Source organism: Streptomyces prasinopilosus (assembly GCF_001419695.1).
In the GTDB taxonomy this organism is placed as follows: domain Bacteria; phylum Actinomycetota; class Actinomycetes; order Streptomycetales; family Streptomycetaceae; genus Streptomyces; species Streptomyces prasinopilosus.
The window spans coordinates 1-10,896 of sequence record NZ_LIRG01000252.1 but is presented as its reverse complement, the minus strand read 5'-3'; the positions used below and the strand labels follow the sequence as shown (position 1 = coordinate 10,896).

Below are 10,896 nucleotides of genomic sequence, written 5' to 3'. Positions count from 1 at the left end.
GCGTGTCCCTGGTGATCGTGGAGACCCGCACGATCACCGAGAGCGCCCGGGAACGGGTCGAGTCCGAGGCGGTGCGGCTCGCCAGCATCGTCGACAGCAGACTGCTCGTCGAGGAGAAGGTCACCGCGGCGGTCCTCAGGGACCAGGTCACCGAGGACCGCTACGTCGTCGTACGCCTGCCCGGCCGGGCGCCCATCGAGATCGGCGACAAGCCGGAGGGCGACGCCATCAGCGCCTCGGCGTCCGGCGAGGAGGGCGAGACGGTCACCGTCCAGGAGCCGCGCTCCTCGGTGACCCGCGAGGTCGGCCGCACCCTGCTGATCATCGGACTGGTGGCGCTGCTGGCGGTGATCGCGGCGGTCCTGCTGGCGGTCCGCCAGGCCAACCGGCTCGCCTCGCCGCTGACCGACCTCGCGGAGACCGCCGAGCGCCTCGGCTCGGGCGACCCGCGCCCCCGCCACCGGCGCTACGGCGTTCCCGAGCTGGACCGGGTCGCGGACGTGCTGGACTCCTCCGCCGAGCGCATCGGCCGCATGCTGACCGCCGAACGGCGGCTGGCCGCCGACGCCTCCCACCAGCTGCGCACCCCCCTGACCGCGCTGTCCATGCGGCTGGAGGAGATCACCCTCACCGACGACCCCGAGACGGTCAAGGAGGAGGCGACGATCGCGCTGGCGCAGGTGGAGCGCCTGACGGACGTGGTGCAGCGGCTGCTGACCAACTCCCGCGACCCGCGGACCGGCTCGGCCGTCACCTTCGAGCTCGACGAGGTGATCCAGCAGCAGCTCGCGGAGTGGCGCCCCGCCTACCGCAGCGCCGGCCGCGCGATCGTCACCTCCGGCAAGAGGCACCTGCGCGCCGTCGGCACGCCGGGCGCGGTCGCCCAGGTCCTGGCCGCGCTGATCGAGAACTCGCTCATGCACGGGGGCGGCACGGTCGCCCTGCGCACCCGGGTCACCGGGAACCAGGCCGTCATCGAGGTCACGGACGAGGGCCCCGGGGTCCCCGCCGACCTGGGCGCCCGCATCTTCGAGCGCGCGATCAGCGGCCACAACTCCACCGGCATCGGCCTCGCGGTCGCCCGCGACCTCGCCGAGGCGGACGGCGGCCGGCTGGAGATGCTCCAGGCCAAGCCCGCGGTCTTCGGCCTGTTCCTCTCCCGCACCCCGCCGCGGAAATCCCAGGACGACGGCCGCCAGACGGTGCGGTGAACGGGGCCGCGCGGTGAACCGGGACGCGCGGTGAGGAGAGCCGCGAACGGCGTGGTGGACGGGACGTGCGCAGGCGCACGCCCCGGCGCCGGCCCGGGACCCGGTGCCTACGGCACGCGCTGGCGGGAGGGCGGCCCCGCGGGCCCGTGCCCGCCCTTCGCGACGGGACCCGTCGGCGCCCCCACCGCCGCGGCGCCCGGCAGCGCGCGGAACACCCAGGTGCGGTAGGACCAGAACCGGAACAGGGTGGCGACCCCGATGCCGAGGAACTTGAAGACGTTGCTCTGCAGCGGGCTGTCCCAGCCGAACCCGTAGGTCGCCGTGTACAGCAGACCGTTCTCGATCACCAGGCCGACCACGCTGAACAGCAGGAACAGCGACATCTCCTTGGTGCGTCCGGACTTGTCGCGGTCCCGGTACGTGAAGTAGCGGAACCCCAGGTAGTTGAAGACGATCGCGACGACGGTCGCGACCACGCTCGCCCGCACCACCGGGAGCTCGGTCACCTGCCGGACCAGGTTGAACACGAGGAGGTTGACCAGCAGCCCCGCCCCGCCGACCGCGCCGAACTTCGCGGCTTCACGGACGAGCCGGTCGAGGCGCTGCCGCAGGGAGCCGCGCGGGGCCGGGGCGCCCGTCGAGGGCCCCGAGGAACCGCGTCCCATGGTCGTGCCGGCCCCCGTCCGTGGAGTGGCGTCGATGCGACGCCGGGACGGCGTCAACCAGACCATGCTAACCACCCGTCCGTACGATCTTCCTGTGGACGGACCCCGGAGTCGCACACCCGTCCGGGAACGGCCGCGGACAGGCCGGGAACAGCCGTGGAACAGCCGTGGAACCGGCCACCGCGGTCCGACCGATACCCTGGGGGAGTGACGTTCCCGGTAGTCGGCATGGTCGGCGGGGGCCAGCTCGCTCGTATGACACACGAGGCGGGCATCCCGCTCGGCATCAGGTTCAAGCTCCTCAGTGACACTCCGCAGGATTCCGCGGCCCAGGTCGTCGGTGACGTCGTCGTCGGCGACTACCGCGACCTGGACACGCTGCGCGCGTTCGCCCGCGGCTGCGACGTGATCACCTTCGACCACGAGCACGTGCCCACCGAGCACCTGAGGGCCCTGGAGGCGGACGGCATCCCCGTCCGCCCCGGCCCCGAGGCGCTGGTGCACGCCCAGGACAAGGGCGTGATGCGCGCCCGGCTCGAGGCGATCGGCGTGCCCTGCCCGCGGCACCGCATCGTCGCGGATCCCGCGGACGTGGCCGCCTTCGCGGACGAGCTCGAGAGGGACGGGTACGACGCGCCCTCCGGCGAGGGGGGCGGCGGGCGACGGGCGGGCGGTTTCCCGGTGGTCCTCAAGACCGTCCGCGGCGGCTACGACGGCAAGGGCGTGTGGGTCGTCGGCTCCGCCGAGGAGGCCGCCGAGCCGTTCCGGGCCGGGGTCCCGGTGCTGGCCGAGGAGAAGGTCGACTTCGTGCGCGAGCTGGCCGCCAACGTGGTCCGCTCCCCGCACGGCCAGGCCGTCGCCTACCCGGTCGTCGAGTCGCGGCAGGTGAACGGCGTCTGCGACACGGTCATAGCGCCCGCGCCCGGCCTCGACGACGAGCTCGCCCTGCGCGCGGAGGAGATGGCGCTCCGCATCGCCAAGGAACTCGGCGTCGTCGGCCACCTCGCCGTGGAGCTGTTCCAGACCCGCGACGGCCGCATCCTCGTCAACGAGCTCGCCATGCGCCCGCACAACTCCGGCCACTGGTCCATGGACGGCGCGGTCACCTCGCAGTTCGCCAACCACGTCCGCGCCGTCCTCGACCTCCCGCTCGGCGACCCCCGCCCGCGCGCCCCGTGGACGGTGATGGTCAACGTGCTGGGCGGCGACTACCCCGACATGTACTCCGCGTACCTGCACTGCATGGCCCGCGACCCCCGGCTGAAGATCCACATGTACGGCAAGGACGTGAAGCCCGGCCGCAAGGTCGGCCACGTCAACACCTACGGCGACGACCTGGACGACGTGCTGGAACGCGCCCGTCACGCAGCCGGCTACCTGAGAGGCACGATCACCGAATGAGCCCCAGCCCCGTCGTCGGCATCGTCATGGGATCGGACTCCGACTGGCCCGTCATGGAGGCCGCGGCCCAGGCCCTCGGCGAGTTCGAGATCGACCACGAGGTCGACGTCGTCTCCGCGCACCGCATGCCCCGCGAGATGATCGCGTACGGCGAGCAGGCGGCGGACCGCGGGCTGAAGGTGATCATCGCGGGTGCGGGCGGCGCCGCCCACCTGCCCGGCATGCTCGCCTCGGTCACCCCGCTGCCCGTCATCGGCGTCCCCGTGCCGCTGAAGCACCTCGACGGCATGGACAGCCTGCTCTCCATCGTGCAGATGCCGGCCGGTGTCCCGGTCGCCACCGTCTCGGTGGGCGGCGCCCGCAACGCGGGCCTGCTCGCGGTCCGCATGCTCGCCGCCCACGACGAGGAACTCCTCGGCCGGATGCGGGAGTTCCAGCAGGAGCTGAACGACCAGGCCACGGAGAAGGGCAAGCGCCTGCGGGCCAGGGCCGAAGGCTCCGGCAACGGCTTCGGCTTCGGGAAGTGAGCCCCGTGACGCCCTCCGCCTCCGCGTCGCTCGAGGCCGCCCGCGCCCTGCTGGCCGAGTTCCCCGTCGTCGACGGGCACAACGACCTGCCCTGGGCGCTGCGCGAGAAGGTCCGCTACGACCTCGACGCCCTGGACATCGCCGGTGACCAGGCCGCCCACCTGCACACCGACATCCCGCGGCTGCGCGCGGGCGGCGTCGGCGCGCAGTTCTGGTCGGTGTACGTCCGCGCGGACCTGCCCGACGCGGTGCCGGCCACCCTCGAACAGATCGACTGCGTACGGCGGCTGCTGGACCGCCACCCCGAGGACCTGGCGCCCGCGCTGACCGCCGCCGACATGGAGGAGGCGCGCCGGCAGGGCCGCATCGCCTCGCTGATGGGGGCGGAGGGCGGCCACTCCATCGCCAACTCCCTCGGCACCCTGCGTGGGTTGTACGAACTCGGGGTGCGCTACCTGACCCTCACCCACAACCACAACGTGGACTGGGCGGACTCGGCGACGGACGAGCCCGGCGTGGGCGGCCTGTCGGCGTTCGGCCGCGAGGTGGTCCGGGAGATGAACCGGCTCGGCATGCTGGTCGACCTCTCGCACGTCGCCGCCACGACGATGCGCGACGCGCTGGACACCACGTCCGCGCCGGTGATCTTCTCCCACTCCTCGGCCCGCGCGGTCTGCGACCACCCGCGCAACATCCCGGACGACGTGCTGGAACGGCTGCCCGCCAACGGCGGCGTCGCGATGGTGACGTTCGTACCGAAGTTCGTGCTCCAGGCGGCCGTCGACTGGACGAACGAGGCCGACGCCAACCTGCGCGCCCACGGCTTCCACCACCTGGACACCACCGCGGAGGCGATGAAGGTGCACGCCGCCTTCGAGGAGGCCCGGCCGCGCCCGGTCGCCACCGTGGCCACGGTGGCCGACCACCTGGACCACATGCGCGAGGTCGCCGGCGTCGACCACCTCGGCATCGGCGGCGACTACGACGGCACCGCCTTCACCCCCGAGGGCCTGCGCGACGTCTCCGGCTACCCGAACCTCATCGCCGAGCTGCACGACCGCGGCTGGTCCAGGACCGATCTGGCCAAGCTGACCTGGCAGAACGCGGTACGGGTGCTGGGCGCCGCCGAGGACACCGCCCGCGGGCTCCGGGCGACCACCGCCCCGTCGAACGCGACCCTGGAGTCCCTCGACGGCTGAGGCCGCCCGGCCCCGGCACGATCCGCCGGACGGGGTCCCGGCCCGGGCCGCGGCCGGGCCGGCCCTACGGCTGCTCGATCCGGCAGAGGCAGAACGGGTGCCCCGCCGGATCGGCGTACACCCGGAAGTCCTTCCTCTCGTCGTCCTCCCGGTCCAGTACCCGGGCCCCCAGCGCCAGCACCTTCTGCTCGGCCTCGTCGAGCTCCTCCCAGGTGCCCCCCGCGTCGAAGTCGAGGTGGAACTGCTGCGAGCCGCGGTCGGCCCGCGGCCAGTCGGGCGGGTTGTGCCCGGGCGCCCGCTGGAAGGCCAGCCGGGGCCCCGCGGGGATCTGGAGCACCACCCAGTCCGGGTCCTCCTCCTCGGGCATGCCGCCCCCGACGGCCGCGTAGAAGCGGGCCAGCTCGCGCGGCTCGGGACAGTCGACGACGACGGAGCGCAGACGGGCCACGGCGGCCATGGGTCCTCCCGGTGTCAGCAGGCGCAGAGACAGAAGGGGTGCCCCGCCGGGTCCGCGTAAACCCGGAAGGACCGCGAGCGGTCCTCCGCGTCCAGCCGCTTCGCGCCGAGGGCCAGCACCTCCTTCTCGGCGGCGTCCAGGTCCTCGACGGTCAGGTCCAGGTGGAACTGCTGCGAGTGGTCCGGCGACGGCCAGCGCGGCGGTACGTGCCCGGGAGTCTCCTGGAACGCGAGCACCGGCCCGCCGGGCACCCGGAGGTCCACCCAGTCGCCCTCGCCCTCGATCGTGCCGCCCAGCAGCCCGGCGTAGAAACCGGCCAGCGCCCGCGGATCGGCGCAGTCCAGGACGACGGCGCCCACCTCGGCAACAGGCATGACTTCCTCCTCGCATCCCCCGGTTACCCTCAGAGGCGGGTGACCGGTAACTGTTACTGCATGCTCTCGCAGAGGAGGTAACGTCGCAAGGGGAACGCGCGGGAACACGGGAGGTACCGTCCGGACATGAGTGAGAGATCGGCCGCGCCCGGTGGGCTGGTCCTGGTCCAGGACCTGGTCAACACGCTCGACCTGGAGTCGGGCGCCGACGCGCTGGACACGGCGGACGGCCGCGCCCGCTTCGGGCTCCCGGAGGACGACGCGGCCGGCGTCGAGGCGGCGCGCGCCCTGCGCGAGGCGCTGCGCGCGTCCCTGCTCGCCCACGCCGGCCACCCGCCGCACCGCGCGGTCGTCCCGCTCGGCACGCTGCTCCGGAAGGCCCCCCTGGTGGTCGCCGTCGACCCGGCGGACGGCTCCGCCGCCCTCGCCCCCGTCGACCGGGGCCCCCTGCTCTCCCGGGTCGCGGCGGCCGTCGCGGAAGCGGTCGTGGCGGGCACGTGGACCAGGCTGAAGGCCTGCGAGGCCGCCGACTGCCACTGGGCGTACTACGACCGCAGCCCCGCGGGGCGCGGCCGCTGGTGCTCCATGCAGGTGTGCGGAGCCCGCGCCAAGATGCGCCGCTACCGCGCGAAGCAGCCGCCACCACCACCGCGGCCGGCGCCGCAGCCGTGAACACCACCGCGGCCGGCGCCCGCCGCGGCCACCACCGCGGCGGGCGCCGCGACCGCGGTCACGGCCCGGCCCGGAAGCGTCGTGGGCGTCACACCGGCCCCACCGGTCCCGCCCCGTGGTGCAGAATGCAGGAGGACGCCGGTTCGGCCGAACCGGCGTCCTCCGTCGCGCCGGGCGCGCCGCCCGTCCCGTCAGGCGGCGGGGCGCCCCATCGCGCGGTAGCGCCAGCCGGCCCGGCGCCACGCCTCGGCGTCGAGCGCGTTGCGCCCGTCCAGGACCAGCCGCTGCGTCACGACCTCGCCCAGCGCCGCCGGGTCCAGCTCGCGGAACTCCCGCCACTCCGTCAGGTGCAGCACCACGTCCGCGCCCCGCACCGCCTCGAGCGCCGAGTCCGCGTACCCGAGGGTCGGGAAGATCCGCCGGGCGTTGTCCATGCCCTTCGGGTCGTACACGGTGACCTGGCCGCCCTGGAGGTGTATCTGGCCCGCGACGTTCAGCGCCGGCGAGTCCCGCACGTCGTCCGAGTCCGGCTTGAAGGTGGCGCCGAGGACCGCGACCCGCTTGCCCAGGAAGGCCCCGTCGCCGAGCGCCTGCCGGGTCAACTCCACCATCCGGCCGCGCTGGCGCATGTTGATCGAGTCGATCTCCCGCAGGAACGTCAGCGCCTGGTCCGCGCCCAGCTCACCGGCGCGCGCCATGAACGCCCGGATGTCCTTCGGCAGGCACCCGCCGCCGAAGCCGATCCCGGCGCGCAGGAACTTCGGACCGATCCGGTCGTCGTACCCGATGGCCTCGGCCAGCCGGGCCACGTCGCCGCCCGTGGCCTCGCACAGCTCGGCCATGGCGTTGATGAAGGAGATCTTGGTGGCGAGGAAGGAGTTCGCGGAGGTCTTCACCAGCTCCGCGGTCGGGAAGTCGGTCACCACGAACGGGGTGCCCTCGGCCACCGGCGTGGCGTACACCTCCCGCAGCAGCTTCTCCGCCCGCTCGCTCCCGACCCCCACCACGACCCGGTCCGGGTGCAGCGTGTCCTGGACGGCGAAGCCCTCGCGCAGGAACTCCGGGTTCCAGGCCAGCTCGGCGTCCGCACCGGCCGGCGCGTGCTCGGCCAGGTAGGCGGCCAGCCGGTCGGCCGAGCCCACGGGCACGGTCGACTTGCCGACGACCAGCGCGGGACCGGTGAGGTGCGGGGCCAGCGAGGCGATCGCGGAGTCGACGTACGACATGTCGCAGGCGTACTCGCCGTGCCGCTGCGGAGTGTTCACGCAGACGAAGTGGACGTCGCCGAACGCACCGACCTCGGCCCAGTCCATGGTGAACCGGAGCCGGCCGGTGGACCCCTCGATCCCCGCCACGTGCCGGCGCAGCAGCTCCTCCAGCCCCGGCTCGTACATCGGGACCTCGCCCCGCCGGAGCATGTCGATCTTCTCCGGCACGACGTCCAGGCCCAGCACCTCGAACCCGAGCTCCGCCATGGCCGCCGCGTGGGTCGCACCGAGATAACCGGTGCCGATCACGGTGATCTTGAGGGCCATGCGTGCTCCAGGGGTGTACGGAAGCCAGTGCGGGCTGAGCATATCCGGGGCGCCCGGGCCCGCGGCACGGGGCGATCCCGCGCATTCCCGCCCGTTGCGGCCGCGCGACCGCCGCGTTGTCACCAAACTCACGTCCTGCGGAAGGGGGCGGGAGTTCTAAAATGGGAGTTACTTAACAGTAGTTAGCGTCCTCAGAGCACCACCCAGAGTGTCGCCTCTCGTCGCACCTCGTCGTCTTTGGAGTGAGAGACCTTGGCCGGATCGGCTGACTTCGACCTGTACCGCCCGTCCGAGGAGCACGACATGCTCCGCGACGCCGTCCGCTCGCTGGCCGAGGCGAAGATCGCGCCGCACGCCGCGGCGGTGGACGAGGACGCCCGCTTCCCGCAGGAGGCGCTCGACGCGCTCCTCGCGAACGACCTGCACGCCGTCCACGTGCCCGAGGAGTACGGGGGCGCGGGCGCCGACGCGCTCGCCACCGTCATCGTGATCGAGGAAGTGGCCCGCGTCTGCGCCTCCTCCTCCCTCATCCCCGCCGTGAACAAGCTCGGCTCCCTCCCGGTGATCCTCTCCGGGTCCGAGGCGCTGAAGAAGAAGTACATGACCCGGCTCGCCAAGGGCGACGGCATGTTCTCGTACTGCCTCTCCGAGCCGGACGCCGGCTCCGACGCGGCCGGCATGAAGACCAAGGCGGTCCGCGACGGCGACCACTACGTCCTGAGCGGCGTGAAGCGCTGGATCACCAACGCCGGCGAGTCCGAGTACTACACGGTCATGGCGGTCACCGACCCGGCCAAGCGCTCCAAGGGCATCTCCGCCTTCGTCGTGGAGAAGTCCGACGAGGGCGTCTCCTTCGGCGCCCCCGAGAAGAAGCTCGGCATCAAGGGCTCCCCGACCCGCGAGGTCTACCTGGACAACGTCCGCATCCCGGCGGACCGCATGATCGGTGAGGAGGGCACCGGCTTCGCCACCGCGATGCGGACCCTCGACCACACCCGCATCACCATCGCCGCCCAGGCCCTCGGCATCGCCCAGGGCGCCCTCGACTACGCCAAGGGCTACGTCAAGGAGCGCAAGCAGTTCGGCAAGCCGATCGCCGACTTCCAGGGCATCCAGTTCATGCTCGCCGACATGGCCATGAAGATCGAGGCCGCCCGCCAGCTCACCTACGCCGCCGCCGCCAAGTCCGAGCGCGGCGACGCCGACCTCACCTTCCAGGGCGCCGCCGCCAAGTGCTTCGCCTCCGACGTCGCCATGGAGGTCACCACCGACGCCGTCCAGCTCCTCGGCGGCTACGGCTACACCCGCGACTACCCGGTGGAGCGCATGATGCGCGACGCGAAGATCACCCAGATCTACGAGGGCACGAACCAGGTCCAGCGGATCGTGATGGCCCGCAACCTGCCGTGACCCCGGCCCGCTGACGGCCGGAGGGCGCCCGAGTCGCGTAACGCGGGCGCCCTCCGGCCTTTTCCCGTGTCCGGGAGGGGGCCGCCGTCCTGCCGGGCGCGGCTCAGGCGGCCGGGGTGCCGGCGTCCGTGCCCGCGTCCGCGGTGACCGCGGGGCGGCGGGAGGCGATGACCTTCTTCGCGAGGGAGCGCGGGCTGGTCAAAAAGCCCCAGCCCCACGACATGTGCATGGTGGCCAGCGCCACCGGGATCCGCAGCCGCGCCTTCAGCGGCAGCCCCCTGCCCGCGGGCACCGAACCGAGCACGATCGCCGCGAGGTAGCCGCCGGGCACGACGAAGCCCCACGGGGTGAGCAGAGCACCGACCAGGGTCCCAGCCGCGATCGCGCACACCGCGGCCGGCGGGGCCAGGTAGCGCAGGTTGATGGACCCCGCGTGGTAGCGGGCGACGACGTGCCGCCAACGGCCGTAGTCCTTGTACTGCTTGGCCAGCGCCCGCAGGGTCGGCCGGGGCCGGTACGACACCTTCAGCTCCGGCGAGAACCAGATCAGTCCGCCGGCCTCGCGGATGCGGAAGTTCAGCTCCCAGTCCTGGGCGCGGATGAACTCCACGTTGTAGCCGCCCTGCCGCTCCAGCGCCTCGCGCCGGAACACCCCGAGGTAGACCGTCTCGGCGGGGGCCGCCGCACCGCCGGTGTGGAAGGCGGCGTTGCCGACGCCTATCCGGGACGTCATCGCGGCGGCGACCGCGCGCTCCCAGTCGTTCTCCCCCTCGGCGTGCATGATGCCGCCGACGTTCTGCGCGCCGGTCTCCTCCAGGAGCCGTACCGCGGTGGCGATGTAGCCCGGCGAGAGGATCCCGTGCCCGTCGACGCGGACCACGACCGGATGGCGCGAGGCCTCGATCGCCGCGTTGAGGGCGGCCGGGGTGCGGCCGGTCGGGTTGGGCACGGTGTGCACCCGCGGGTCCTCGGCCACGAGTTCGGCGGCGATCTCGTCCGTGCGGTCCGTGGACGGACCGAGGGCGATCACGACCTCCATCTCGCCGGCGTACTCCTGGGCGAGGATCGCGCGGACGGCGCCGCGCAGATGCCGCTCCTCGTTGAGCACGGGCATGATCACGGAAACGGCGGGGAGCCGCACGTCGGGATTGGCGTTCATAGGGGCCTCACGTTACCGCGAACGGGGGACAGCGGTGCGCGCGCCGGGTGCGGCTGCGCCGGGCCGCAGATCGTATCGGCCTACGGTGCTCAGGATTCCGCGTACGACCCCGTACGTCCCTGTATGACCCCATACGTTCCTTTGCTCCGTCCGCCCGTTCCCCCTCGCGCCCCCCTCGTACGGCCCTCGCCCGGAGGTGTCCCCCTTGCCCGCCTCGTCACGGCCCCCCCGGCCCCGCAGCACGCCGCCACGCCGACCGCAGCCGCCGCGCGGGAGCGGTCGGCGG

Annotated in this window: 11 protein-coding genes; 6 read left to right on the top strand and 5 right to left on the bottom strand. The window is 73.2% G+C overall.

The genetic code is table 11. The annotated features are described in order from the left end of the window. Positions 1-2: 2 nt before the first annotated feature. On the top strand, positions 3-1,211 hold the full coding sequence (locus AOK18_RS11970) for an ATP-binding protein (protein ID WP_240503151.1): 1,209 nt from the start codon (positions 3-5) through the stop codon (positions 1,209-1,211). A 107-nt stretch (positions 1,212-1,318) separates the two neighbouring features. Here AOK18_RS11970 and AOK18_RS11965 read toward each other — a convergent pair whose 3' ends face one another. Next, positions 1,319-1,876 carry a GtrA family protein gene (locus AOK18_RS11965; protein WP_055694320.1) on the bottom strand — a complete coding sequence of 186 codons (558 nt, stop codon included), beginning with the start codon at positions 1,874-1,876 and terminating at the stop codon, positions 1,319-1,321. A 207-nt stretch (positions 1,877-2,083) separates the two neighbouring features. On the opposite strand from AOK18_RS11965, the gene AOK18_RS11960 reads away from it, so the two are divergent. Genes AOK18_RS11960 through AOK18_RS11950 form a run of 3 tightly spaced genes read left to right on the top strand, consistent with a single transcriptional unit; the run spans position 2,084 to position 5,003 of the window. Then, the gene (locus AOK18_RS11960; RefSeq protein ID WP_055694319.1) at positions 2,084-3,277 is read left to right on the top strand and encodes a 5-(carboxyamino)imidazole ribonucleotide synthase; all 1,194 of its coding nucleotides are present in this window, start codon (positions 2,084-2,086) and stop codon (positions 3,275-3,277) included. Further along, a complete protein-coding gene (gene purE, locus AOK18_RS11955; protein WP_240503150.1) occupies positions 3,274-3,804 on the top strand; it encodes a 5-(carboxyamino)imidazole ribonucleotide mutase in 531 nt (176 codons plus the stop codon). Before AOK18_RS11960 ends, purE begins: the two co-directional genes overlap by 4 nt. Positions 3,805-3,809: 5 nt before the next feature. Beyond that, positions 3,810-5,003 carry a dipeptidase gene (locus AOK18_RS11950; RefSeq protein ID WP_055573019.1) on the top strand — a complete coding sequence of 398 codons (1,194 nt, stop codon included), beginning with the start codon at positions 3,810-3,812 and terminating at the stop codon, positions 5,001-5,003. 64 nt (positions 5,004-5,067) lie between these two features. Here AOK18_RS11950 and AOK18_RS11945 read toward each other — a convergent pair whose 3' ends face one another. Together AOK18_RS11945 and AOK18_RS11940 are read right to left on the bottom strand one after the other, a co-directional pair. Next, positions 5,068-5,460: a VOC family protein gene (locus AOK18_RS11945; RefSeq protein WP_055694318.1), complete on the bottom strand. Its 393-nt coding sequence runs from the start codon at positions 5,458-5,460 to the stop codon at positions 5,068-5,070. Between the two features lie 14 nt (positions 5,461-5,474). Continuing rightward, a complete protein-coding gene (locus AOK18_RS11940; protein WP_055694317.1) occupies positions 5,475-5,834 on the bottom strand; it encodes a VOC family protein in 360 nt (119 codons plus the stop codon). Positions 5,835-5,960: 126 nt separating this feature from the next. On the opposite strand from AOK18_RS11940, the gene AOK18_RS11935 reads away from it, so the two are divergent. After that, positions 5,961-6,506 carry a CGNR zinc finger domain-containing protein gene (locus tag AOK18_RS11935; protein WP_055694316.1) on the top strand — a complete coding sequence of 182 codons (546 nt, stop codon included), beginning with the start codon at positions 5,961-5,963 and terminating at the stop codon, positions 6,504-6,506. A gap of 191 nt (positions 6,507-6,697) precedes the next feature. On the opposite strand, the gene AOK18_RS11930 is transcribed toward AOK18_RS11935, so the two are convergent. Then, positions 6,698-8,041 (bottom strand): UDP-glucose dehydrogenase family protein, encoded by a 1,344-nt coding sequence (locus AOK18_RS11930; protein ID WP_055694315.1) that lies wholly within the window; start codon positions 8,039-8,041, stop codon positions 6,698-6,700. 252 nt (positions 8,042-8,293) lie between these two features. On the opposite strand from AOK18_RS11930, the gene AOK18_RS11925 reads away from it, so the two are divergent. Beyond that, entirely contained in the window at positions 8,294-9,451 is a 1,158-nt protein-coding gene (locus AOK18_RS11925) for an acyl-CoA dehydrogenase (protein ID WP_055694314.1), read from the top strand. 103 nt (positions 9,452-9,554) lie between these two features. Here AOK18_RS11925 and AOK18_RS11920 read toward each other — a convergent pair whose 3' ends face one another. Beyond that, positions 9,555-10,610 carry a glycosyltransferase family 2 protein gene (locus tag AOK18_RS11920; RefSeq protein ID WP_055694313.1) on the bottom strand — a complete coding sequence of 352 codons (1,056 nt, stop codon included), beginning with the start codon at positions 10,608-10,610 and terminating at the stop codon, positions 9,555-9,557. Between the last annotated feature and the right edge of the window lie 286 nt (positions 10,611-10,896).

Bases quoted from the DNA above. Each gene is read 5' to 3' on its own strand.
- AOK18_RS11945 (WP_055694318.1), bottom strand. From the start codon at position 5,460: ATGGCCGCCGTGGCCCGTCTGCGCTCCGTCGTCGTCGACTGTCCCGAG.
- purE (WP_240503150.1), top strand. From the start codon at position 3,274: ATGAGCCCCAGCCCCGTCGTCGGCATCGTCATGGGATCGGACTCCGAC.
- AOK18_RS11940 (WP_055694317.1), bottom strand. From the start codon at position 5,834: ATGCCTGTTGCCGAGGTGGGCGCCGTCGTCCTGGACTGCGCCGATCCG.
- AOK18_RS11930 (WP_055694315.1), bottom strand. From the start codon at position 8,041: ATGGCCCTCAAGATCACCGTGATCGGCACCGGTTATCTCGGTGCGACC.
- AOK18_RS11965 (WP_055694320.1), bottom strand. From the start codon at position 1,876: ATGGGACGCGGTTCCTCGGGGCCCTCGACGGGCGCCCCGGCCCCGCGC.
- AOK18_RS11920 (WP_055694313.1), bottom strand. From the start codon at position 10,610: ATGAACGCCAATCCCGACGTGCGGCTCCCCGCCGTTTCCGTGATCATG.
- AOK18_RS11935 (WP_055694316.1), top strand. From the start codon at position 5,961: ATGAGTGAGAGATCGGCCGCGCCCGGTGGGCTGGTCCTGGTCCAGGAC.